The sequence below is a fragment of the Streptomyces sp. SD15 genome (assembly GCF_054462255.1).
This window is the reverse complement of the sequence record NZ_JBTLMO010000017.1, coordinates 119,444-143,626: the sequence shown is the minus strand read 5'-3', so window position 1 is coordinate 143,626 and position 24,183 is coordinate 119,444. Positions and strand designations below refer to the sequence as shown.

General features: G+C 68.6%; 15 protein-coding genes. 10 read left to right on the top strand and 5 right to left on the bottom strand.

Features of this window, described 5'->3' with window-relative positions:
- Positions 1 to 95 precede the first annotated feature (95 nt).
- From ACX28W_RS19110 to ACX28W_RS19085, 6 genes are all read left to right on the top strand, one after another.
- A complete protein-coding gene (locus ACX28W_RS19110) occupies positions 96 to 1,190 on the top strand; it encodes a sugar ABC transporter substrate-binding protein (protein ID WP_459000221.1) in 1,095 nt (364 codons plus the stop codon).
- A gap of 211 nt (positions 1,191 to 1,401) precedes the next feature.
- A complete protein-coding gene (locus ACX28W_RS19105) occupies positions 1,402 to 2,193 on the top strand; it encodes an ATP-binding cassette domain-containing protein (protein WP_459000186.1) in 792 nt (263 codons plus the stop codon).
- On the top strand, positions 2,190 to 3,512 hold the full coding sequence (locus ACX28W_RS19100) for a sugar ABC transporter permease (RefSeq protein ID WP_459000185.1): 1,323 nt from the start codon (positions 2,190 to 2,192) through the stop codon (positions 3,510 to 3,512). Before ACX28W_RS19105 ends, ACX28W_RS19100 begins: the two co-directional genes overlap by 4 nt.
- Positions 3,513 to 3,782: 270 nt before the next feature.
- Positions 3,783 to 5,714, top strand: a complete 1,932-nt coding sequence (dxs, locus tag ACX28W_RS19095; RefSeq protein WP_459000184.1) for a 1-deoxy-D-xylulose-5-phosphate synthase — start codon at positions 3,783 to 3,785, stop codon at positions 5,712 to 5,714.
- Positions 5,715 to 5,860: 146 nt separating this feature from the next.
- Positions 5,861 to 7,384, top strand: coding sequence for an amino acid permease (locus ACX28W_RS19090; protein ID WP_459000183.1), 1,524 nt, complete (start codon positions 5,861 to 5,863; stop codon positions 7,382 to 7,384).
- A 233-nt stretch (positions 7,385 to 7,617) separates the two neighbouring features.
- Entirely contained in the window at positions 7,618 to 9,195 is a 1,578-nt protein-coding gene (locus ACX28W_RS19085; protein ID WP_459000182.1) for an ArnT family glycosyltransferase, read from the top strand.
- 56 nt (positions 9,196 to 9,251) lie between these two features.
- Here the strand turns inward: ACX28W_RS19085 and ACX28W_RS19080 are convergent, their stop codons facing one another.
- The gene (locus tag ACX28W_RS19080; RefSeq protein ID WP_459000181.1) at positions 9,252 to 9,617 is read right to left on the bottom strand and encodes a PIN domain-containing protein; all 366 of its coding nucleotides are present in this window, start codon (positions 9,615 to 9,617) and stop codon (positions 9,252 to 9,254) included.
- A gap of 290 nt (positions 9,618 to 9,907) precedes the next feature.
- Here ACX28W_RS19080 and ACX28W_RS19075 point away from each other — a divergent pair, with 290 nt between their 5' ends.
- On the top strand, positions 9,908 to 11,002 hold the full coding sequence (locus ACX28W_RS19075) for a PLL family lectin (RefSeq protein WP_459000180.1): 1,095 nt from the start codon (positions 9,908 to 9,910) through the stop codon (positions 11,000 to 11,002).
- Positions 11,003 to 11,097: 95 nt separating this feature from the next.
- On the opposite strand, the gene ACX28W_RS19070 is transcribed toward ACX28W_RS19075, so the two are convergent.
- Complete coding sequence (locus ACX28W_RS19070) at positions 11,098 to 12,210, bottom strand: LCP family protein (protein ID WP_459000179.1); 1,113 nt, start codon at positions 12,208 to 12,210, stop codon at positions 11,098 to 11,100.
- Positions 12,211 to 12,564: 354 nt separating this feature from the next.
- Here ACX28W_RS19070 and ACX28W_RS19065 point away from each other — a divergent pair, with 354 nt between their 5' ends.
- Complete coding sequence (locus ACX28W_RS19065; protein ID WP_459000220.1) at positions 12,565 to 16,623, top strand: bifunctional glycosyltransferase/CDP-glycerol:glycerophosphate glycerophosphotransferase; 4,059 nt, start codon at positions 12,565 to 12,567, stop codon at positions 16,621 to 16,623.
- 7 nt (positions 16,624 to 16,630) lie between these two features.
- Here ACX28W_RS19065 and ACX28W_RS19060 read toward each other — a convergent pair whose 3' ends face one another.
- On the bottom strand, positions 16,631 to 17,542 hold the full coding sequence (locus ACX28W_RS19060) for an endonuclease/exonuclease/phosphatase family protein (RefSeq protein ID WP_459000178.1): 912 nt from the start codon (positions 17,540 to 17,542) through the stop codon (positions 16,631 to 16,633).
- A gap of 130 nt (positions 17,543 to 17,672) precedes the next feature.
- On the opposite strand from ACX28W_RS19060, the gene ACX28W_RS19055 reads away from it, so the two are divergent.
- Both ACX28W_RS19055 and ACX28W_RS19050 read left to right on the top strand, forming a co-directional pair.
- Positions 17,673 to 19,127, top strand: a complete 1,455-nt coding sequence (locus tag ACX28W_RS19055; RefSeq protein WP_459000177.1) for a hypothetical protein — start codon at positions 17,673 to 17,675, stop codon at positions 19,125 to 19,127.
- A gap of 52 nt (positions 19,128 to 19,179) precedes the next feature.
- A complete protein-coding gene (locus ACX28W_RS19050) occupies positions 19,180 to 20,706 on the top strand; it encodes an Ig-like domain-containing protein (protein WP_459000176.1) in 1,527 nt (508 codons plus the stop codon).
- Between the two features lie 62 nt (positions 20,707 to 20,768).
- On the opposite strand, the gene ACX28W_RS19045 is transcribed toward ACX28W_RS19050, so the two are convergent.
- Positions 20,769 to 22,898, bottom strand: a complete 2,130-nt coding sequence (locus tag ACX28W_RS19045; protein WP_459000175.1) for a 3-hydroxyacyl-CoA dehydrogenase NAD-binding domain-containing protein — start codon at positions 22,896 to 22,898, stop codon at positions 20,769 to 20,771.
- Positions 22,895 to 24,112 (bottom strand): thiolase family protein, encoded by a 1,218-nt coding sequence (locus ACX28W_RS19040; protein WP_459000174.1) that lies wholly within the window; start codon positions 24,110 to 24,112, stop codon positions 22,895 to 22,897. The genes ACX28W_RS19045 and ACX28W_RS19040 overlap by 4 nt, the downstream gene beginning before the upstream one ends.
- Positions 24,113 to 24,183: the final 71 nt, after the last annotated feature.

Here is a 24,183-nt window from a genome sequence, read left to right as displayed (position 1 = left end):
TTCTTGACGTCGCACGCGTGGCCGAGTTGACTCCAATCCACCTCGGCCGCAGCGTTGCGGCCCTGTCAGGGAGGCACCCCTCAATGAACGCAATGATGCGTAGAGTCGTGATCGGTACCGCAGCGGTTTCCATGGCCCTTTCCATGGCTGCCTGCGGCAAGGCCGGCGATGACAACAGCGACTCCGGCAGCGACTCCGGCAGCAGCTCCGACAGCAAGACCATCGGCCTGCTGCTCCCCGACAGCGTGACCGCGCGCTACGAGAAGTTCGACAAGCCGTTCTTCGAGGCCAAGGTCGAGGAGCTGTGTGCCGACTGCAAGGTCGAGTACGCGAACGCGGCGGGCGACGCGGCCAAGCAGGCCCAGCAGGTCAGCAGCATGATCACCAAGGGTGTCAAGGTGATCGTGGTCAGCGCCCAGGACTCTGCCGCCATCAAGTCCTCCATCCAGACCGCCGTCGACAAGGGCATCAAGGTCGTCGCGTACGACCGTCTCGCCCAGGGCCCGGTCTCCGCGTACATCTCCTTCGACAACGTCAAGGTCGGCGAGCTCCAGGGTGAGGCGCTGCTCGACTCCCTCGGCTCCAAGGCCACCACGAAGTCCAAGGTCGTCATGATCAACGGTGACGACTCCGACCCGAACGCCGGGCAGTTCAAGGAGGGCGCGCACAACGCCCTCGACGGCAAGGTCGACATCGCCTACGAGCAGTCCGGCCTCTGGAAGGACACCGTCGCCTCGCAGAAGATGTCGGCGGCCATCACCCAGCTCGGCGCCAAGAAGATCGCGGGCGTCTACGCCGCCAACGACGGCATGGCCGGTGGCATCGCCACCACCCTCAAGGGCGCCGGTATCAGCGGTATCCCGCTGACCGGTCAGGACGCCGAACTGGCGGGCATCCAGCGCATCGTCGCCGGCACCCAGTCCAGCACCGTCTACAAGGCCTTCCAGCCGGAGGCGGACGCCGCCGCCCAGCTCGCGGTCAACCTGCTCGAGGGCAAGGACATCAAGTCCCTGGCCAACCAGACGCAGACCAGCGGCTCCGGCGACAAGGTCCCCTCGCAGCTGCTGACCCCGGTGTCGGTCACCAAGGACAACATCATGGACACGGTGGTCAAGGACAAGCTCTACACCGTCGCGGAGATCTGCGCCGGCGACTACGCCAAGGCCTGCAAGGACGCCGGCATCGAGTAGCAGCACGCGAGCGACGACCGCCCGGCGGTCCCGCCAAGCCCCTCCGACGCCCGCCCCGGCCTTCATACCCCGCTGCCGGGGCGGGCGTCGGACGGAACCGTTGCCAAGTGCAGCGGATTCCCCCATGTTCTCTTGTACATCTGTGCACTTAGCACATCCCTCCGCGCCTGTCCCCAAGCGCGGCATCCCCGCCGGTCAGGCGGCGAAGGAGATGGTTCACGTGTCCGCTACGCCCGTGTTGGCGTTGCGCGGAGTCTCCAAGCGATTCGGTGCGGTCCAAGCACTCACCGATGTCGAGTTGGAGGTTCACGCCGGAGAAGTGGTCGCCCTGGTGGGCGACAACGGCGCAGGTAAGTCGACCCTGGTCAAAACGATCGCGGGTGTGCATCCCATCGATGAGGGCGTCATCGAGTGGGAGGGCAACCCGGTCAGCATCAACAAGCCGAACGACGCTCAGGCACTCGGCGTCGCGACGGTCTACCAGGACCTCGCCCTGTGCGACAACCTGGACGTGGTCGGCAACCTTTACCTCGGGCGTGAGTTGCTGCGCCGCGGCGTCATCGACGAGGTGTCGATGGAGAAGAACTCTCGGGAACTGCTGAGCACGCTCTCCATCCGCATCCCGAGCGTGCGCATCCCGATCGCAAGCCTCTCCGGTGGCCAGCGCCAGGTCGTCGCGATCGCGCGCGCCCTGATCGGTGACCCGAAGGTCGTCATCCTCGACGAGCCCACCGCCGCCCTGGGTGTCGAGCAGACCGCGCAGGTCCTCGACCTGGTCGAGCGGCTGCGCGAGCGGAACCTCGGCGTCATCCTCATCAGCCACAACATGGCCGACGTGAAGGCGGTCGCGGACACCGTCGCCGTCCTGCGCCTGGGCAAGAACAACGGCTCCTTCCCGGTGAAGGACACCAGCCACGAAGAGATCATCGCCGCGATCACGGGAGCCACCGACAACGCGGTGACCCGTCGTGCGGGGCGTCGCAGCACGGAGGCGGCAAAGTGAGTGACACGTCCAAGACCGTGAAGCCGGACCCCGAGGTGGAGCACCAGAACACCGTGGCTCCCGCCGACGACCCCACGGCCGCGCCGGTGTCCGTCGTCGACCCGCGACTGCTGGTCCGCGACGAGGGCCTGAAGGGCTACGTCACCGAGTTCAAGCGCAAGGTGAAGGGCGGTGAGCTGGGCTCACTGCCGGTCTTCATCGGCCTGATCGTCATCTGGACGATCTTCCAGCTCCAGAACGACCGGTTCCTCAGCGCCGACAACCTGTCCAACATCAGCTACTACCTGTCGGCCACCGGCATGCTCGCCATCGGCCTGGTGTTCGTGCTGCTGCTCGGAGAGATCGACCTCTCCGTCGGATCGGTCAGCGGCTTCGCGTCGACGCTCTTCGCCGTGTTCGTGGTCACCCACGGCATGAACGCCTGGCTGGCTCTGCTCCTGACCATCGTGACCGGCGTCGGTATCGGCGCCCTGCACGGCTGGTTCTTCGCCAGGATCGGTGTACCGGCCTTCGTCGTGACACTGGCGGGCTTCCTCGGCTGGAACGGCCTGATGCTGTGGCTGCTCGGCTCGAGCGGCACCATCAACATCCCGTCCGAAGAGGGCCCGGTGCACATCCTGGGCCAGAGCTCCTTCTTCATGGACCAGGCCATCATCGGCGCCTACGTGCTGGCCGGCCTCGGCGTCCTCTCGATGCTCGTCGGCTCGTTCGGCGAGCAGCGTCGCCGCCGTGCCGCCGGAGTGCCCTTCCGGCCCACCAGCGAGATCGTGCTGCGGGTCGGCGCGCTCGCCGTGGCGTCCTTCGCCGCCGCGGCCGTGCTGAACAACGCCGCCGGTGTGTCCAACGCGCTGGTGATCTTCCTCGCGGCGCTGGTGATCGTCGACTTCGTGCTGCGGCGCACCCCGTACGGCCGCAAGGTCTTCGCGGTCGGTGGTGGCATCGAGGCGGCTCGCAGGGCCGGTATCAACGTGCCTATGATCCGCATCACCGTGTTCGCCATCTCGGGCGGGTTCGCGGCGGTCGGCGGCATGTTCTTCGCCGGGCAGACGGCGAGCGCGACCCTGAACGCCGGTGGCGGCAACACCCTGATGCTGGCCATCGCGGCCGCGGTCATCGGTGGCACCAGCCTCTTCGGTGGCCGGGGCACCGTGTGGTCCGCCCTGCTGGGCATGCTGGTCATCCAGTCCATCCAGACCGGCCTGGACCTGCTCAACATGAACACGTCCATCCAGTACATGATCACTGGTGCGGTTCTTCTCGGTGCGGTGGTCATCGACTCGGTGTCCCGCAAGAGCCAGAAGGCCGCGGGGCGCGCGTAGCGCCGTAGAGGTGCGGTGGTTTTCTGACCGGCGGTCCGTTGTGGCTGGTCGCGCAGTTCCCCGCGCCCCTGAAAAGGGCGCCTGCGGCGTCCTTTCTTGAACCTGTGCCCGGTACCAATGGCGGTACCGGGCACAGTCATGTCCTGGTGTGTTTCTTGTTGCGCCGAACGTGTGGCATGGATCGCTGGGGCCGGGACTTGATCGCACAGGCGGAACATTAGACTCGACAAGCCCGCCAAGCTCGAACAGCTCTACTGCAAGGAGGCACGGGTGCCGCTGCTGACCCGCATCAGGGGACCGCGCGATCTGGACCGGCTCAGCCTGGAGCAGCTGGACCAGCTGGCCGACGAGATCAGGACCTTTCTCGTCGACGCGGTCTCCAAGACCGGCGGCCACCTCGGCCCCAACCTCGGTGTCGTGGAGCTCACCATCGCGCTGCACCGCGTCTTCGAGTCGCCCAAGGACAGGGTGCTGTGGGACACGGGCCACCAGTCCTACGTCCACAAGCTCCTCACCGGCCGCCAGGACTTCTCGCAGCTGAAGATGAAGGGGGGCCTGTCCGGCTACCCCTCGCAGTCCGAGTCCGAGCACGACGTGATCGAGAACTCGCACGCCTCCACCGTCCTCGGCTGGGCCGACGGCCTGGCGAAGGCCAACGAGGTCCTCGAGAAGAACGACCACGTGGTGGCCGTCATCGGGGACGGCGCTCTCACCGGCGGCATGGCCTGGGAGGCGCTCAACAACATCGCGGACGCCAAGGACCGCCCCCTGGTGATCGTCGTCAACGACAACGAGCGCTCGTACGCCCCCACGATCGGTGGCCTCGCGAACCACCTGGCGACCCTGCGCACCACGGACGGCTACGAGCGTTTCCTGGCCCGGGGCAAGGACCTGCTGGAGCGCACGCCCGTCGTCGGTAAGCCGCTCTACGAGACCCTGCACGGCGCCAAGAAGGGCCTCAAGGACTTCATTGCCCCGCAGGGCATGTTCGAGGACCTCGGCCTCAAGTACGTCGGCCCCATCGACGGCCACGACATCGAGGCCCTGGAGTCGGCGCTGGCCCGCGCCAAGCGTTTCGGTGGCCCGGTGATCGTGCACTGCCTCACCGAGAAGGGCCGCGGCTACCAGCCCGCCCTCCAGGACGAGGCGGACCGCTTCCACGCCGTCGGCAAGATCCACCCCGACACGGGCCTGCCGATCGCCTCCTCCGGCGCCGACTGGACCTCCGTCTTCGGCGAGGAGATGGTCAAGCTCGGCCAGGAGCGCAAGGACGTCGTCGCCATCACGGCCGCGATGCTCCAGCCGGTCGGCCTCGACAAGTTCGCCAAGGCCTTCCCCAAACGGGTGTACGACGTCGGCATCGCCGAGCAGCACGCCGCCGTCTCCGCGGCCGGCCTCGCCACCGGCGGACTGCACCCCGTCTTCGCCGTCTACGCGACCTTCCTCAACCGCGCCTTCGACCAGGTGCTGATGGACGTGGCCCTGCACAAGTGCGGCGTCACCTTCGTGCTGGACCGTGCGGGCGTCACCGGCACCGACGGCGCCTCGCACAACGGTATGTGGGACATGTCGATCCTTCAGGTCGTCCCGGGCCTCAGGCTGGCCGCGCCGCGCGACGCCGACCAGGTCCGCGCCCAGCTGCGCGAGGCCGTCGAGGTCGACGACGCGCCGACCGTGGTCCGCTTCTCCAAGGGTGCGGTCGGCCCGGCCGTGCCCGCGGTGGGCCGGATCGGCGGTATGGACGTGCTGCGCGCGTCGCACTCCGCCGTGCCCGACGTGCTGCTGGTCTCCGTCGGCGCGCTCGCGCCGATGTGCCTGGAGATCGCCGACCTCCTCGACAAGCAGGGCATCTCCACGACCGTCGTCGACCCGCGCTGGGTCAAGCCCGTCGACGAGGCCATGGCCCCGCTCGCCGAGCAGCACCGGGTGGTCGTCACCGTCGAGGACAACTCCCGCGTCGGCGGCGTCGGATCGACGATCGCGCAGGCCCTGCGCGACGCGGGCGTCGACGTTCCGCTGCGTGACTTCGGCATCCCGCCGCGTTTCCTCGACCACGCCTCCCGTGCCGAGGTCATGACGGAGATCGGTCTGACGGCGCCGGACATCGCCCGCCAGGTCACCGGGCTCGTCGCCAAGCTCGACGGCCGGTTCGACCGTACGACCCCGCAGATCGTGGACTCGGTGGAGCCCGCGCGCGACTGACGTACGCCCCACAGGTCCAATGGGCCGGTTCCTCCACCCCCTACGGGTGGAGGAACCGGCCCATTCGCGTGAACCGGCTCATGTCGGGGCGTACGGAGCGCCGGCCGTCTCGATCATGTCGAGGACGACAAGCGTGGGAGGTACCCGTGAGCAGCACCCTCTTCAGAACGAAGAAGGTCGAACAGTCGATCTTGGACACTGAGGAGCCGGAGCACGCACTCAAGAAGTCGCTGTCCGCTCTGGATCTCACCGTCTTCGGCGTCGGTGTGATCATCGGCACCGGCATCTTCGTCCTCACCGGCAAGGTCGCCAAGCAGAACGCGGGCCCGGCGGTGTCGCTGGCGTTCATCGTCGCGGGCATCGCCTGTGGCCTGGCCGCGCTCTGCTACGCGGAGTTCGCCTCCACTGTCCCGGTGGCGGGATCCGCGTACACCTTCGCCTACGCCTCGCTCGGCGAGCTGCCCGCCTGGATCATCGGCTGGGACCTGGTCCTGGAGTTCGCGCTCGGCACGGCGGTGGTGGCCGTCGGCTGGTCGGGGTACGTGCGCTCGCTGATGGACAACGTCGGCTGGCATCTGCCGGCGGAGCTCGGCGGACGGGAACACGCCACCGGGTTCGGCTTCGACATCCTCGCCTTTCTGCTGGTGCTGGTGCTCACCGCCATCCTGGTCGTCGGGGTGAAGCTCTCCGCCCGGGTCACCACGGTCGTCGTCGCCATCAAGGTCACCGTCGTCTTGATCGTGATCATCGCGGGCGCCTTCTTCGTCAACGGTGACAACTACAAGCCCTTCATCCCCAAGGCGCAGCAGGTGGAGGCGGGCAGTGGTCTCAAATCCCCGCTCCTCCAGGTGATGTTCGGCTGGGCACCCACCAACTTCGGCGTGCTGGGCATCTTCACGGCCGCCTCCGTCGTCTTCTTCGCCTTCATCGGCTTCGACGTCGTGGCCACCGCCGCCGAGGAGACCAAGAACCCGCAGCGGGACATGCCCCGTGGCATCCTCGGCTCGCTCCTCATCTGCACCACGCTCTATGTCCTCGTGTCGATCGTCGTCACGGGCATGCAGCACTACAGCCAGCTCTCCATCGACGCCCCGCTCGCCGACGCCTTCAAGGCGACCGGGCACCCCTGGTTCGCGGGCACCATCGGCTTCGGCGCGGCCGTCGGTCTGACGACGGTCTGCATGATCCTTCTCCTCGGCCAGACCCGGGTCTTCTTCGCGATGAGCCGCGACGGACTGCTGCCGCGGTTCTTCTCCCAGGTCCACCCGAAGTTCCGCACCCCGCACCGGCCGACCATCCTGCTGGGCGTGATCATCGCGATCGTCGCGGGCTTCACCAGCCTCAGCGCGCTCGCCGAACTGGTCAACATCGGTACGCTCTTCGCCTTCGTGGTCGTCGCGATCGGCGTCGTCATCCTCCGCCGTACCCGCCCCGACCTGCACCGCGCCTTCCGCACCCCGCTGGTGCCGTGGGTCCCGATCCTGTCGGTGGCCGCCTCGCTGTGGCTGATGCTGAACCTGCCCACCGAGACCTGGCTCCGGTTCGGGATCTGGATGGTCATCGGCATCGCGGTCTACTTCCTGTACGGGCAAACGCACAGCCGTCTCGGGCGGCACGAGGAGACAACGGTGGGCGAGGTGCTGAAGCGACCGGGCCCGGGCGAGGAGTAAGACCGACCGGCAATTGGAGGGCGGCGTCGCGGGGTCTGGCACGCACATCTGCCGCGTTGTCGTCGGTCGCGATGGCTCCGCCATCACTCCCTCCTCCGCCTTGCAGCTGCACGCACCAGACCCCGCTCCTTCTCCCACCCTCCAATTGCCGGTCGGTCTAATCTCCGCTTTGCTGCCCCGGCCCCGTATGTCCCGCTTCGATAGGGACTGCGGGGCCGGATAGCGTGCACCGTATGCTCGCCGAGCTCCTGGAATCACCGCGCTCCGTAGTCGAGTCACGAGTGTCGGGCCGCGGCTACTGGAGACGGCTGCTGCCCGTCCTCGCGGTGCTGGCCTGTCTCACCCGGGCCCCCTCCTTCGTACGACCGCTGTGGAACCCGGACGAGGGCTATCTCGCCGTACAGGCGCGGATACTCGCGGACGGCGGGGAGCTGTACCGGACGGTCGTGGACCGCAAGCCGCCGCTCGTGCCATGGCTGTACGAGGGGGCGTTCGCGGTGTTCGGCTCCGGGTCGCTGACATCCGTACGGGTCCTCGCGGCCGTGGCCCAGCTGGTGACCGCCGTGCTGCTGGCATCCCTGGCCAGGCGCCGCTGGGGCGACCCGGCCGGGCGTACGGCGGGTGTGCTGTATCTGCTGGCCTCGATCGGGCTCAACCCCGAGGACGCACAGGCGGCGACCTTCGAGGTGTTCACGCTGCCGTGCACGGCGGGGGCCATGTGGTGTGCGGACAGGCGGCGTTGGGGAGCGGCGGGAGCCGCCGTCGCCTGTGCGTTCCTGGCGAAGCAGACGGGTGGGGCGGTGCTGGTGCCGGTGGTGTGGCTGCTGTGGCGGTCCCGTGAGCCGGACGCCGGGCGACCGGTGGCGTGCCCGGCGGGGAAGTCGGGGGGCTCGCTCGCCGAGCGGCTGAGGGGGGTCCGGGACTCGGGGGTCCTGCGGCTGACGGCGGGCGCCGTGCTGCCCGTCCTGGGCGCGGCCCTGCTGACCGACCCGGCGGGATTCGTCTTCTGGACGGTGACGGGTTCGGGGGCGTACGCCTCCTTCACGGGCTCCGAACTCCACGTGCTGGTACGGGCCTTGACCAACTCCGCGATCCTGGCCGCGGCTTGCGCGGGGCTGCTGCCACCGGTCGTCCGGGTGCTGCGTATCGCCCGTACGGGCTCGGCGGACCTGTGGCTGTGGCTGGCCGCGTCGGCGGCGGCCGTCATGGTCGGCTTCCACTTCTTCGGCCACTACTACCTCCAACTCATCCCGGCCGTCGTCCTGTTGGCCACCGGTGCGGTGCAGATCCTGCCGCGGGAGCGGCGGGCGTCGGCGATGCTGACGTCGGTGTGCTGCTGCGCGGTGTTCCTCGCGTGGGGCATCCTGGCCCCGCGCTCCGAACTGGCGCACGTGCAGCGCGTGGCGGAGGCGGTACGCGCGCGCAGCGGGCCGGGCGACCGGGTTCTGGTCTGGGGGATACACCCGGAGACGTACTGGCTGGCGGACCGCACCCCGGCGAGCCGCTATCTGACGGCGGGCTTCCTGACGAACTACAGCGGGGGGCGGGACGGGCCGCAGGTGGGGGAGAAATACGCGATCGACGGCGCCTGGGCCGTCTTCCGCGACGAACTCACCGCCCATCCACCCGTGTTGATCGTCGACGACTGCCGCGGCAAACCCTTCGGGCCGGAACGGGTCCCTACCCTGCGCCGTTTACTGGCCGCGCACTACGAAGAGCTGACGACGGTGGACGGGGCCGTGTTCTACGTCCGGCCGGAGCGGGCGGGGGAGGAGGTCTGGTTTCCACGACGCGGTGAGGGGGCGCTCTGACGGTGCAGCCGCGGGGCCGACGTGTCGCGCGCGGACGGTGATCGTCCGCGGGTGCTTCAGGGTTCGCCTCGGACCGTACGCGGCCCGGCGACCTCGGCGCCCGACTCGGTGACCCTGCGCCGCAGTTCGCGGTCCGCGGTCACCACCAGGCAGGGGCGGCCGCGGGCCTCGGCCGCAAGCTCCGCGATCCGGTCGTCCCCGCTGCCGGTGGCCGCCTCGACCCGCACCCCGGGCACGGACTCCACGCCCCGGGCGGCACCCTCGACCACGAGCACGATCTCCACGGCATCCTCCCGTCCGGGAATCCCGTCTGCCGCCAGCCGGTCCCGCAGCCGCTCCGTGGCACCCCGGCGGTCGCGCCACCAGCCGTCGGGGACGGAGCCCACGACGTTGGCGGCGTCGATGATCACGAGTGTCGTCATGGCGCTTCCTCCTGCGATTCTGTGCCGTAGGCAGGGCAGGCGCAGCAGCCACTGCCACCCGCCGGTCCCCACGGTGGTGGGGTCGCCGGGACCAGTGTCGGTGCATGGCGGTGTCCGCGCCGCCGGCCGTCACCGGCGGGCGGGGCGGCGCTCGCGCGACGGTGGCCGGGGAACTGGTGAGCGAGCGGCATATGATGTGGCGGATATAGCTCGGTCAGGTTTTCCGCGTTGTGACGCGGTGGGCTTCAGGAAGGTGACGCCAGGCCATGCGGAGAAGGTCGGCAGACTCTGTGGGTTCTGCCCGCCCGGTCGGGGTCACCACGGCGGCGAACCAGGGGCGCGTGGCGTCCGGGGCAGCCCGCGGCAACTGGCTCACTCTCGGCAAGGACGGCCGACTCAGCCTGTACGCGCCCACGGACGGCGGACTGCTGTACTGGACCGAGACGGCCGTCGGCGGGCCCGGCTGGAGCGGACCGCACTTCGTGGCCGCGTCCGGCCTGACCGACCTGACGGTGACGCAGGGTGCCGACCGTTATGTCCATTTCTTTGGCCGCAGGGAACGCACCGGCGGCAACGGTGCCACGAGCGTGGACATCGTGCACGCCATCCAGTACCAGACCGGTCTCGCCTTCGCCGACTGGCGCTCACTGGGCAACCCGCACAAGGACCGGGAGCACGGCCGGGCACTGGGCGTGCCGGTCGGCGCGATCGCCTCCGACGGCTCCGTGTACGTCTTCGCGCGGAGCGCGGACCACGGCCTGATGCTGCGCCGCGAGGGACCGAGCGGCAAGTGGAAGCCCTGGGAGGATCTGCACGGCAGCGCCATCGACGCACTGCCCGTGCCCGTCGCGCTCTCCGGCGGACGGATCGAGGTCTGCGCCGCCGCGCAGACAGGCGTGCTGCTGTGGCGGCAGACGGAGGCGGGCGGCGGCTTCGCCGCACCACGCGGGTTCTCGCTACGTCCGTTGCCGGGCACGGTCGCGGTGCTGGAGACAGGTCCGGAACGCGCCACTTTCTTCTGGACGGACTCCGCCGACGGTTTTGCCGCCGCCTGGCGGCCGGGCGGTTGGCCCGTGCCGCTGGGGGAGTCCCCCGCCGAGGGGCCCTACGCGGTGCTGCGCACCGCACTGGACGGCTACGACTGCGTCGTACTCGCCTGCCGGGGACAGGACGGAGCGGTCGTGCTCGGTGTGGGCGGGACCGAGAACGAGGCGAGCGGATTCTGGTGGTACGCCTTGGCCGAACTCTGCCAGGGGGCTCCCGCGTTGGCCCAGGACGGCCGGGGGCGGGTGGTCATGGCGCTGATCGATCCGGACGGCGTGCCGCGGGTGGCCCGTCAGGAGGACAGCGCCGGCCTGGCCCTGACGCACTGGCAGCGGCTCTGATCCCCACTCTTCATGCGGAACACTCTTCCTACGGAACATGGCTGGGGGCGTGGTGCCGTCCTGTGCCACGCCCCCGGTTCACGGTGTCCCGCTGCTCAGCCGCCCGTCGCGGGGGACTTCTTGGCGGACTCGGGGATCGTCGAGTCCGTGCGGATCGCCTTCCACAGGGTCGTCGCCTGCGGCTCCGCGGCCACCACCCGGTTCGGGTCCACCTTGTCGTACGCCACCGGAAGCATGATCGTCTCCATAGTGGACGGGTCGACGCCGTTCATGCTGCGGCTGAAGTCGGCCAGCTTGGTCAAGGAGGCCAGTCCGGAGTCGGTGGTGAGCGACTCGGTGAGGCTGTTAGCGATCTTGTACGTCTTCGTGGGGCTGCCGAGCAGGTCCTGCTTCTTGATCTCGGAGAGCAGGGCGATCATGAACTGCTGCTGGAGCCCGATGCGTCCGAGGTCGCTGCCGTCGCCGACTCCGTGCCGGGTACGTACGAACGCGAGGGACTCGGTGCCGTTCAGCTTGTGCGTTCCGGCGCTCAGGTCCAGGCCGCTGGACGTGTCCTTGATGGCCTCGTCGATCGTGACCGGCACACCGCCGATGGCGTCGACGAGCCCCTTGAAGCCGGCGAAGTCGATCTCCACGAAGTGGTCCATCCGCACCCCGGAGATCTCCTCCACGGTTTTGACCACACACGCCGGACCGGCCAGCGAGTACACAGAGTTGAACATCACACGCTTTGCCGAAGCAAGCGTCGAACCGTCCGACTTGGCGCACTCCGGCCGGGTCACGAGGGTGTCGCGCGGGATGCTGATGGCGACGGCCTTCGCGCGGCCCTCGGGTATGTGCATCACCAGGGCGGTGTCGGAGCGCGCTCCGGAGACGTTGCCCGTGCCCAGGTCGGCGTTGGCGCCGGCGCGTGAATCGGAGCCCAGGATCAGGATGTTCTGCCCGGAGGTAGGCAGTTTCTCGGGGCGCTCGTCGCCGAGGGCCTTGTCGATGTCGACGCCCTTGATGTTGGAGTTGAGGTCGCTGTAGAGCCAGTAGCCGGTACCTCCCGCGGCCAGCAACAGGACCACGAGAACCAGCAGCACTATTCGGCCCCAACGGCGTTTGCCGCGCTCTTTGCGCTTGCGTCTGCCGCCCTCGGAATGCCCCGGGCCGCCGGGGGCGGCACGGCGGGCGCGCCGCGACTCGGTGGTGGCGCTGTGCGTCATGGTGTTCGGTCCCTCTCCTCGCGGGCTCCGCGCAGCGGAGTGGTGGGGCCCGGGTGGGGGGAGGCCGGCCCACTGATGTCTTCGGTTCAGTGGCGCAACTATAGGCACTGCTCAAAGGGCCGCAGACTCTAGCCCATCGCTGCGGTTAACAACACATTGCGAGCCCTTGACCACTCTTAAGGCTGACATAAGATGTGCTGATCCTGTGGTTCTAGCGTCAAGGCGTTTTCAGGGCGTCTTCACGAGGTCGCAGGGGGCGGCGGTGCTCGGAGGCAACAAGGGGGCCTGGAGCGGGCGGGTCGCGCAGGGGTGGGGTGTCCGGAGGGACCTGACCGGTTTTTCCGGATGGGCGAAATGTCGTGGTGGGAGCTGGAGTTGGCGGAACGGCCGCGTCTGAGTGTTGTCGTGCCATTTCAGGATGTCGAGGTCTATCTCGCGGAGTGCCTGGAATCGATAGCGCGCCAGTCCTTCCGGGACTTCGAGGTGATCCTCGTCGACGACGGGTCGACGGACAGGTCCCCCGAGATCGCGGCTGAGTTCTGTGCCCGGGATGCGCGATTCCGCATGATTCGCCAGGAGTCGCATGGTCCTGGGCAGGCCAGAAACGTCGGTCTACGCGCGATGCACCCCGAGGGTGAGTTCCTCGCCTTCGTCGACGGGGACGACGTCATTCCCGAGTACGCGTACGAGCTGCTGGTCCGCACCCTGGAGGAGTCCGGCTCGGACTTCGTCTCGGGCAACGTGCAGATGATGAACTCCACCAAGAAGTGGCAGTCACCGCTGCACAAGACCCCGATGCAGAGCAATCGGCGCGGTACGCACATCACGAAGTTCGACGCGCTCATCTACGACCGCACCGTCTGGAACAAGCTCTTCAGACGGTCCTTCTGGGACTACCACTACATCGAGTTCCCCGAGGGCGTTCTCTACGAGGACTCCTGGGTCAACATGTTCGCCCACTTCCGTGCCGCCAAGGTCGACGTCATCACGGACATCGTCTACTTCTGGCGGCGCAGGGAGGGTGGAGCCGCTCCGTCGATCACTCAGCGGCACACAGAGCTGTCCAACCTCCAGGACCGGGTCGCGGCCGTGCAGTCGGTGAGCCGCTTCCTCGCCGAACGCCGCTCCCGCATGTACGTGGAGAGCAAGCGGAAGTACGACCTCGCCTGCCTGAAGTCGGACCTGATGCTGCATCTGAAGGTGCTGCCGGACGCCGACGAGGAGTACCGGAACGCCTTCATGGACTGGGCCAACGAGTTCCTGAGCGAGGCGGACCCCACGATCATCGAGGAACTCCCCGCGGACGCCCGGGTCAAGTGGCTCCTGGTGCGCGACGGGCGGCTGGACGAACTGCTCGACGTGATCGAGTTCGAGCGCCGCGGCGGCCCGATGCCTGTGCAGCGCCGGTTCCACCGGTACCTCAAGTACCCCTACCTGGGGGACCGCCAGGTCGGTCTCGACAAGAAGGCGTACCGGCTCGACAAGGAGCTCTCGCTGCACGGCTCGCTCACCGGGGCGCGCTGGCACTCCACCGAGATGCTGACCCTCACCGGCAACGCCTATGTGCGCTTCATCAACGTGCACAAACGGCATATGTCGACGAAGGCGATCGCGCTGCGCAACAAGAAGCAGGGCCGGACGATCGTCGCGACGGCGAAGACCATGTACGCGCCGCAGGCCACCGAGCACTCCAACCAGAACCGTTACTGCTACGACTGGGCCGGCTTCGAGGCCCGCTTCGACATCACCCGTCTCAAGCGCAAGGGCGCGTGGGTCGAGGGGACCTGGGACGTCGCCGCTGGCGTCTTCAGCCGGGGCCTGTTCCGTTACCGAGGCATCGACCGGGGGGGCGCCGGAACGGCCGCCAACCCGCCGTACCGCTATGTCGACAAGAACACCCGCATCGTGCCGCTCTTCCTGCAGGGCAAGCTCAAGCTTCGCGTGGAGACTGTGCGCTGCCGGATCACCGGGCACCGTGTCGTGGGCGAGCAACTGGAGCTGCGTGGCGTCTACCTGGGGCCCAAGGTGCCCGAGTGGGGCAAGCTCCGCGTCAGCAGCATGAGCGGCGCCGGCCGGCAGGACGCCTGGGTGCGCTTCGCCGCGGGCGGCGACGGCTGGTGCACGTTCACGACCCGGGTGCCGCTGCGTGAACTGGTCCCGGGATTCAGGGCGGACGCTCAGGCCGGCGCGGAGATTCCGCAGTCATGGAGCATGGGCAGCAACGGCTGGAAGACCACCTTCCGCGTCGAGGGCCGCAAGATGACCATCTATCCGGTCATGGCGGAGGAGACGCCGGACGGGCACTACCGCATGCCCGGCTCACTGCAGACTCGCGCCGGTGACCGGGAAGTCGTCGTGCACCGCAACGGCTCCGGATACCTGGTTCTCTTCGAGCGCGCGACCCTGCCCACGGCGACCGGTGTCGCCTGGAACCAGGACGGCTCGCTGGAGATCCGCGGCCGTTATCTGGCCGCCGACCAGCTTTCGCCCGAGGAGTACCAGGCGGCGCACCTGGTGGTGCGCTCGCGCGCCCACGGAGCGGAGCGCGCCGTCCCGCTGATCTGGAGCGGCAACGAGTTCCGCAGCGCGCTCACCCCCGCCGCCATGCGGACGCTGGCCGGAGGTATCCCGCTCGCCGCCGGCCGCTGGGACTTCTTCCTTCGCCGCCAGGACCTCTCAGCAGTCGCTCCCGAGGACCGTCTCGAAGACCTGATGGTCAAGATCGAACAGAACCTGATCGCCGAGTTCCCGCAGCAGTACGAGGCGGACGAGCGCCGCTACGAGCTCCAGGCCGAGGCCTACGACCGGCTCTCCCTGCTGGTCCACTCCGCCATGCCGGACAACGCCCGCGGCCCGTACCGCCAGAAGCTGCTGCGCACCAAGGCCTACCCCGCGGCCCGCCGCAAGAAGATCCGCCCCGCGATCCTCTTCGACGCGTTCAAGGGCAGCCAGTACTCGGACAGCCCCCGCGCCCTGCACGAGGAACTGGTGCGGCGCGGTGTGGACCTCGAACACCTGTGGGTTGTCAAGGACGACCAGGTCGAGGTGCCCCCGACGGCGACCCCGGTGCGCATGTGGTCGCCCCAGTGGTACGACGCCCTGGCCAGGAGCCGGTACGTCGTAGCCAACAACCACCTCCCCGACTGGTTCCAGAAGAGTGACGGGCAGGTCGTCGTACAGACCTGGCACGGCACCCCGCTGAAGAAGATCGGCCACGACATCGAGGCCATCCACTTCGCCGACCAGCGCTATCTGGAGCGGGTCGAGAAGGAGGTGCAGAACTGGGACATGCTGGTCTCGCCGAACAGTTTCTCCACCCCGATTTTGAAGCGCGCTTTCGGCTTCCCCGGCGAGATGGTGGAGTGCGGCTATCCGCGCAACGACATCCTGCGCCGGCCGGGTATGGAGCAGCGCGAACAGGAGATCCGCCGCCGCATCGGACTGCCGCCCGGCAAGCGGGTCATCATGTATGCGCCCACCTGGCGGGACGACCAGTTCTACTCGCCCGGCAAGTACAAGTTCGACTTCCGCATCGATCTCGAGGACGCGCGAGCCCGTCTGGGCGACGACCACGTCCTGATGGTGCGCCGCCACCCGAACGTGGTGGACCCGGTGCCGGGCGCAGGCGACGGATTCGTCTACGACGTCTCCGACTACCCGGACATGGCCGACCTGTCGCTGATCACCGACGTGATGATCACGGACTACTCGTCCCTCATGTTCGACTACGTCAACACCGGGCGTCCGATCCTCTTCTTCACCTACGACCTGGACCACTACCGCGACACGCTGCGCGGCTTCTACTTCGACTTCGAGCACAGCGCACCGGGCCCCCTGGTCTTCAGCTCTGCCGAACTGGTGTCCGCGATCGGTGACATCGACCGAATCCAGGCCGACTACACCGAGCGCTACCGCTGGTTCCAGCGCGAGTTCTGCGACCTGGACGACGGTTACGCGTCCGCCCGGCTGGCCGACCGTCTGCTGATCGCGGGTGGCGACCTGGCGCCGGGGGACGGGGTGGCGCCGGCTGTCGGCACGGTGGACACGTGTCACGCGGGGCGTGCCCTCACACCGATCCCCCTGAAAGAGACTCCGCAGACCGCCCCCGTCGCGGCGGCAGCGCGGGGACAGGCGCGAGGTACTGAGTTGCAGCAACTTCAGCCGGCAGGCATGTGGTTCACCCCTCAGCCGAGGCAGGGCCCTCACGTGGACACGCAGCCCACGGCGTCCGTCGGTCACGGAGTGAACGCGATGCCCGGTCAGCCCCATCCGGGCCAGCAGCAGAGTCAGGGCGGTCAGCAGATCCCGCAGGCTTCGTCACAGCCCGCCCGGGTGCGGCAGGCGGTGCTGCCGGCCGTACCGCTCAACCGGCAGCTTCCCGACGGCCGGACCTACGAGGGGGTGATCGTCTGATGCGTACTCACTTCGTACGCACCTGGACCAGCAGCGCGCGGTGGTCCGAGGCACCGGTGTCCCGCAGGCTGCATCGTGATCTCGGCAGCCCGGTGAACAGGTAGTCGAGCTTGTGACCGGAAGGATGAGTGGCGCGACCCGACCGCGAGTCGGCGGACGACTGGTCGCACTCCAGCTGGGTGGTGTAGGGCGCGTCGGGCCACACCCAGCTGGAGCGGTTGCCCGCGCCCGGCGGATCCAGGTTGAAGTCACCGCCGTAGACGGTGCGTCGGCCGGCCGCGGCGGCCACCAGCGCCTTCAGCTGGTCGTCGCGCAGCTCCCAGTCGGGATGGGCCAGGTCGCTGCCGGGCAGACTGAGGTGGGCGTCGCACACCTTGATGTCGTACGCGGCCACCCTGGCGCAGAGGATGCCGCGCTGCAGTCCGACCGTGGGCTGCTGCGAGGCCACCGGAGCCACCCGGGACAGCGTCGAGGCCGAGAGAATCCCGAACCCGGCCGCGCCCTGACCACGCGCCGCGCACCGCACGGTGCTCGTACGTCCGCTCTCGCCGCGCCACTTGTACGCGGTGAAGGCACTGCGCCAGGACGCCCCGAGCGCCTTGCGGGTCCTGGCCAGGTCGTCGGCGCACGCCTCCTGCACCAGGATCACCCGGGCTCCCGACCGGGTGGCGAGCAGCTTGAGCTGCCGCCGCTTCTCACTGCGGCTGCCGGTTCCGGCGCAGCCCCACTCCTGCACGCCGCACATGTTCCAGGTCGCCACGGTCAGCGTCTGGGCCGACGCCGAGGAACGGTTCGGCCCGACCGTCTGGGCCACGGTCACCGCTGCCGCGAGTCCCAGCAACGCCGTCGCCGCGGCCACGAACCGGCGCCCTCGACGCTCGCGTCGCCCGGACGCGGACCGGGAGGTGGTCGGAAGCATCACGACATGATGGCCGATTGTTTGTCCGAACACCACAGTTCCGACGTATCAACCTGTCTCGGGCATCCATCCCGCCGGGGGTACCGCACCCGCCTGACTTCGAAGCACCTGATGAGAGTGGAACCGCACCATGTCTAACGCATCCGCGAAGGGCCGCCACGTGGTCCAGGGGATAGACGCCTCCGGCGGCTGCCCCGTCGAGTACCGGTTCGCCAAGGCGAGGAGCGGGAACCGGCATCTGACGGTCGTCTTCGCCAACATTTACGCCCCGGACGACTACGGCTGGGCCACCGGTGTCTTCGACAACCTCCGGTCGAACATTCTCTGGATCCGCGACCGGTTCGACGGCCAGAACACCTACTACCTGTGCAAGGACATGGACTTCGCCGTCGAGCGGTCCGTGATCGGGCTCATCTCGAAGGTGTTGAAGGCTCTCAGACTGACGCCCGGCGACGTCACTCTGTGGGGCAGTTCGAAGGGCGCCAGCGCGGCGCTCTACTTCGGGCTGAGGTACGGATTCCGGAACATCGTCGCCAGCGTTCCGCAGCTCCGGATCGGCACGTTCGTGCGCGACGACTACCCCGACACCGGCCGGCACATGCTGGGCGAGGCGATGTCGGACGACAACGTCGGCGTCCTCGACGCGATCCTGCCCGACCTGCTGAGGTCGGGTGCGAACCCGGAGGCGCACATCTATGTGGTGTCCTCGCCGCAGGACGAGCAGTACAGCACTCAGGTGGAGCCGTACCTCGGGCTGCTCCAGCGGTACAAGAACTTCAACCTCATCTTCAGTGAATCCCCGTTCATCACGGGGCACGGGAAGGTGACCCAGCGCAACACGCCCCCTCTGCTGGGGATCGCCTTCCTGCTCGTCGAGGGAATCGCTCCGCGTCTCGGCCTCGCCCGACACGGCTACGAGGAGCCGGAAGCCGACATGTCGGGCATCGAGGCATACCTCAAGTCCACCTCAGTGGTGCAGGACTCGTTCACCGCGCCGGTCGTGACCGTACCCGCGGCGCAGTCCATGGTGCCTGCCGCGGCCGTCAGCTTCGCGGGCTGGGCGCCCGAAGCGGTCCGCGTGAGCATCTGGGAGAACGGCAAGTACCTGGCGTCGGCTCCCGTCGGCGCCGACGGCGGCTGGACATGGGAGCCGGGCAGGCCGTGGAGCGCGGGCGAGCACGCGGTGAGGTTCTTCGCCGTCGATTCGAACGGCTACCAGTCGGAGCGCACCGAGGTGCGGTTCACGGTTTCGGAGCACGTCGGCCAGGGGGGCCAGGGCCGACTCCCGGCGCCGGTGGTCCAGACACCGGGGGCATACCAGCGGGTGCTGGGGACGACGGTCGGCTTCGCGGGCGTCGCCCGAGGTGCCACCCAGGTGGGATTCAGGGAGAACGGCGTCTTCTTGGGGTCCGGCGCAGTCGCCCTCGACGGCCGTTGGTCCTGGGATCCGGGCTGGCCCTGGGGAGAGGGGGCGCACACCGTCGAGGTCTTCGCGGTGGACGCGGCAGGGGGCGAGTCCGAGGCGACTCCCGCGCCCTTCGCCGTCCTGAACGCCTCGGCCGGTGCGACACCCGCCGGGTACTGAGCACCGCACCCGCCGCCCGACTTCGAAGCAGATCAGAAAGTGGAGTCCGTACATGTCCAAAGCACCCGCGAACGAGCGGCAACTGCTGATGGGGATCGAAGCCTCCGGGACGTTTCCGGTCGAGTACCGGTTCACCCATGCCCAGAAGGGCAACCGCCATCTGGTCGTCGTCTTCGCCAACTTCGCCGCGCCCGGTGACTACGGCTGGTCCAACGGCGTGTTCGACAAGCTCCGGGCGAACATCCTCTGGATCCGTGACAGGTTCGACGGGAACCGGAGCTACTACCTGTGCAAGGAGATGGACTTCTCCCTGGAGCAGTCCGTCGTCACCCTCATCTCGAAGGTGATGAAGGCCCTCGACCTCACCCCGGACTCCGTCACCCTGTGGGGCGGTTCGAAGGGCGGTAGCGCGGCCCTCTACTTCGGTCTGAAGTACGGCTTCAGGAACATCGTCTCCATCGCGCCGCAGTTCTTGGTCGGTACGTACGTCAGGGACGTGCACCCCGGTGTCGCACGCTTCATGCTCGGCGAAAGCGTCCCGGAGCAGAACGTGCGGATCGTGGACTCGCTCCTTCCCGACCTGGTGCGCTCGGGCGTCAACCCCACGGCCAACATCTACCTGGTGTCCTCGGCCCAGGACGATCAGTATCCGGTGCAGGTGGAGCCCTTTCTGGGTCTCTTTCAGCACTACGAGAACTTCAACTTCATCTTCAGCGACTCCCCGCACATCACCGACCACACACAGGTGGCGGGGCGCAACGTCCCAGTCCTCATGGGCATCGTCAACTTCCTGATCGACGGGATCGCTCCGCGTCTGGGCTTCGTGCGCAACGGGTACGAGGAGCCCGACCGCGACCGGTCGGCCATCACCTCGTATCTCGCCGCCACCGCGGTGGTGAGGGGCCCGGAGTTCCCGCCGCCCGTGGTGACGGCACCGGCGTCCGGGTCGGAGGTGCGCAGGGACGCCGTACGGATCACGGGCTCCGCCCGGGGCGCCGTCCGCGTGAGCGTCTGGGAGCACGGCAAGTTTCTGGGGCAGGCCGATGTCGCCGCCGACGGCAGTTGGTCCTGGGAGTTGGGCAGGGCCTGGAGCAAGGGCAAGCACCCCGTGAAGGTCTACGCGGTGGACGCGGCCGGCTTCCAGTCCGCGCGGACCGAGGTGCTCTTCACCGCGGTCGACAGCTCGAGCGGGGCCGCTGTCCCGGCAGGTTTCGGGACACCGGCAATGGGGGGTGCCGTGCTGTCGACGGTCGGACAGAGCGCGGCCGCGCCGGTGGTGCTGGAACCCGTGGCCTACGAGCAGGTGATGGACTCCCGCGTGGTCTTCACCGGCGCCGCCACGGGCGCCGCGCAGGTGGGATTCCGGGAGAACGGCGCGCTGCTGGGCGGTGCTGCGGTCGCCCCGAACGGCAGCTGGTCGTGGGACTCGGGCTGGGCCTGGGGCGCGGGCATGCACGTCGTCGACGTCTTCGCCGTCGACCCCTCCGGTGCCGAATCTCCGGTCACCCAGGTGCCCTTCACGGTGATGAACGCCTCGGCCGGGGCGCCGACGGCCGCGTATTACGGTGGGAACTACTGACGCATGACCGAGGGCCCCACACCATGGTGAGGCCCTCGGTCATGGACGGAGTCGTACGACGGTTACGCGGGAACCGACGCCACGCCCGGAGCAAGGAACCGCTTCCCGGTCACCCGCTCGGAGACGCCCTCGCGGTCCAGGTACGGCGTGATGCCGCCCAGGTGGAAGGGCCAGCCGGCGCCGGTGATCAGGCAGAGGTCGATGTCCTGGGCCTCGGCGACGACGCCCTCGTCGAGCATGAGCCCGATCTCCTGGGCGACGGCGTCCAGGACGCGGTCACGGACCTGCTCCTCGGTGAGGACGACATCGCCCTGCTTGAGGAGCGCGGCGACCTCGGGGTCCAGCTCCGGCTTCCCGGAGTCGTACACGTAGAAGCCGCGCTTGCCCGCCTTGACGACGGCGGCGAGGTTCGGGGAGACCGTGAAGCGGTCCGGGAAGGCCCGGTTGAGGGTCTCCGAGACGTGCAGACCGATCGCGGGGCCGACCAGCTCGAGCAGGACCAGGGGAGACATCGGCAGGCCCAGGGGCTCCACCGCCTTCTCCGCGACCTCGACCGGCGTGCCCTCGTCGATGACGTTCTGGATCTCGCCCATGAAGCGGGTGAGGATGCGGTTGACGACGAACGCCGGGGCGTCCTTCACCAGGACCGCGGTCTTCTTCAGCTTCTTGGCGACACCGAAGGCCGTGGCCAGCGAGGCGTCGTCGGTCTGCTCACCGCGGACGATCTCCAGGAGCGGGAGGATCGCGACCGGGTTGAAGAAGTGGAAGCCCACGACCCGCTCGGGGTTCTTGAGCTTCGACGCCATCTCGGTGACCGACAGCGAGGAGGTGTTGGTGGCGAGGATCGCGTGCGCCGGGGCGACCGCCTCGACCTCCGCGAACACCTGCTGCTTGACGCCGATCTCCTCGAACACGGCCTCGATGATGAAGTCCGCGTCCGCGAAGCCCTCGGCCTTGTCCAGCACACCGCTGACCAGGGCCTTGAGGCGGTTGGCCTTGTCCTGGTTGATGCGGCGCTTGCCGAGCAGCTTGTCGATCTCGGCGTGGACGTAGCCCACACCCTTGTCGACGCGCTCCTGGTCGATGTCCGTCAGCACGACGGGCACCTCGAGGCGGCGCAGGAAGAGCAGTGCGAGCTGCGAGGCCATCAGGCCCGCGCCCACGACGCCCACCTTGGTGACCGGACGCGCGAGGGACTTGTCCGGCGCACCCGCCGGGCGCTTGCCGCGCTTCTGGACCAGGTTGAAGGCGTAGATGCCGGAGCGCAGTTCGCCACCCATGATCAGGTCGGCGAGGGCCACGTCCTCGGCGTCGTAACCCTTCTGCAGGTCACCGTCCTTGGCCGCCTCGATGATGTCCAGCGCGCGGTACGCGGCCGGGGCCGCTCCGTGCACCTTGCCGTCGGCGATGAACCGGCCCTTGGCGACAGCCTGGTCCCAGGCCTCGCCGCGGTCGATCTCCGGACGCTCGACCGTGACGTCGCCCTTGAGGACGTTCGCCGTCCAGATCAGCGACTGCTCCAGGAAGTCCGCACCCTCGAACAGGGCGTCGGCGATGCCGAGGTCGAAGACCTGCCGGCCCTTGAGCTGCTTGTTCTGGTTGAGCGAGTTCTCGATGATGACCGAGACAGCCTTGTCCGCACCGATCAGGTTCGGCAGGATCGTGCAGCCGCCCCAGCCCGGGACGAGACCCAGGAACACCTCGGGGAGCGAGAAGGCCGCGATGGCCTTCGAGACGGTCCGGTACTTGCAGTGCAGACCGACCTCGACGCCACCGCCCATCGCCGCACCGTTGTAGTACGCGAAGGTCGGCACCGCGAGCGCGGACAGCCGCTTGAAGACCTCGTGGCCGCCCTTGCCGATGGCGAGCGCGTCGTCGTGGTTCTTCAGGAGCTCTACGCCCTTGAGGTCCGCGCCGACCGCGAAGATGAACGGCTTGCCGGTGACGCCGACACCGACGATCTCGCCGGCCGCGGCCTCCTTCTCGACCTGGTCGATGGCGGCGTTCAGGTTCGCCAGCGACGCAGGGCCGAAGGTGGTCGGCTTGGTGTGGTCGAATCCGTTGTCCAGCGTGATGAGCGCGAAGCGCCCGGCGCCGAAGGGCAGGTCGAGGTGACGGACGTTCGCGGACGTCACGACCTCGTCGGGGAACAGCTCGGCCGCACCCTTCAAAAGCTCAGCGGTGGTGCTCACTTGTCCCCCTCGAAGTGCGGGTTTTCCCAGATGACCGTCGCGCCCATGCCGAAGCCGACGCACATGGTGGTCAGGCCGTAGCGGACGTTCGGCTGCTCCTCGAACTGGCGGGCCAGCTGCGTCATCAGACGGACGCCGGAGGAGGCCAGCGGGTGGCCGAACGCGATGGCGCCACCGTACTGGTTGACGCGCGCGTCGTCGTCCGCGATGCCGTAGTGGTCGAGGAAGGCCAGGACCTGGACGGCGAAGGCCTCGTTGACCTCGAAGAGGTTGATGTCCTCGATCGACAGGCCGGCCTTGGCGAGGGCCTTCTCGGTCGCCGGGATCGGGCCGTAGCCCATGACCTCCGGCTCGACGCCGGCGAAGGCGTAGGAGACCAGGCGCATCTTGACCGGCAGGTTGTTCTCGCGCGCGAAGTCCTCGCTCGCGATGATCGACGCGGTGGCGCCGTCGTTCAGACCGGCCGCGTTACCGGCGGTGACCCGGCCGTGCACACGGAACGGCGTCTTCAGACCGGCGAGGTTCTCCAGGGTGGTTCCCGGGCGCATCGGCTCGTCGGCGGTGACCAGGCCCCAGCCGGTCTCACCGACCTCCGCGTTGGTGTTGCGCACCGAGATCGGCACCAGGTCCTGCTGGATCTTGCCGTTGGCGTATGCCTTCGCGGCCTTCTCCTGCGAGCGCACGGCGTACTCGTCGGCGCGCTGCTTGGTGATGTGCGGGTAGCGGTCGTGCAGGTTCTCGGCGGTCATGCCCATGAAGAGGGCGGACTCGTCGACCAGCTTCTCGCTGACGAACCGCGGGTTCGGGTCCACGCCCTCGCCCATGGGGTGGCGGCCCATGTGCTCGACACCACCGGCGATCACGGCGTCGTACGCACCGAAGGCGATGGAGCCCGCGGTCGTGGTGACGGCGGTCAGCGCGCCCGCGCACATGCGGTCGATGGAGTAGCCGGGAACCGACTGGGGGAGCCCGGCGAGGATGCCGGCCGTACGGCCCAGCGTCAGACCCTGGTCACCGATCTGCGTGGTCGCGGCGATGGCGACCTCGTCGATCTTCTTGGGGTCCAGGCCGGGGTTGCGGCGCAGCAGCTCCCGGATGGCCTTGACGACGAGGTCGTCGGCGCGGGTCTCGTGGTAGATGCCCTTCGGGCCCGCCTTGCCGAACGGGGTGCGGACGCCGTCGACGAAGACGACGTCCCTGACGGTACGAGGCACGATGGCTCTCCTCCAGATGCGGGATGGCACTACTGCGCGACGCACACGCCCTGAGCGCGCGCTCACCTCCC

Excerpts from the sequence above, each read along its gene's own strand:
- ACX28W_RS19110 (WP_459000221.1), top strand. The coding sequence starts at position 96 with ATGCGTAGAGTCGTGATCGGTACCGCAGCGGTTTCCATGGCCCTTTCC.
- ACX28W_RS19105 (WP_459000186.1), top strand. The coding sequence starts at position 1,402 with ATGGTTCACGTGTCCGCTACGCCCGTGTTGGCGTTGCGCGGAGTCTCC.
- ACX28W_RS19085 (WP_459000182.1), top strand. The coding sequence starts at position 7,618 with ATGCTCGCCGAGCTCCTGGAATCACCGCGCTCCGTAGTCGAGTCACGA.
- ACX28W_RS19080 (WP_459000181.1), bottom strand. The coding sequence starts at position 9,617 with ATGACGACACTCGTGATCATCGACGCCGCCAACGTCGTGGGCTCCGTC.
- ACX28W_RS19070 (WP_459000179.1), bottom strand. The coding sequence starts at position 12,210 with ATGACGCACAGCGCCACCACCGAGTCGCGGCGCGCCCGCCGTGCCGCC.
- ACX28W_RS19065 (WP_459000220.1), top strand. The coding sequence starts at position 12,565 with ATGTCGTGGTGGGAGCTGGAGTTGGCGGAACGGCCGCGTCTGAGTGTT.
- ACX28W_RS19060 (WP_459000178.1), bottom strand. The coding sequence starts at position 17,542 with ATGCTTCCGACCACCTCCCGGTCCGCGTCCGGGCGACGCGAGCGTCGA.
- ACX28W_RS19055 (WP_459000177.1), top strand. The coding sequence starts at position 17,673 with ATGTCTAACGCATCCGCGAAGGGCCGCCACGTGGTCCAGGGGATAGAC.
- ACX28W_RS19050 (WP_459000176.1), top strand. The coding sequence starts at position 19,180 with ATGTCCAAAGCACCCGCGAACGAGCGGCAACTGCTGATGGGGATCGAA.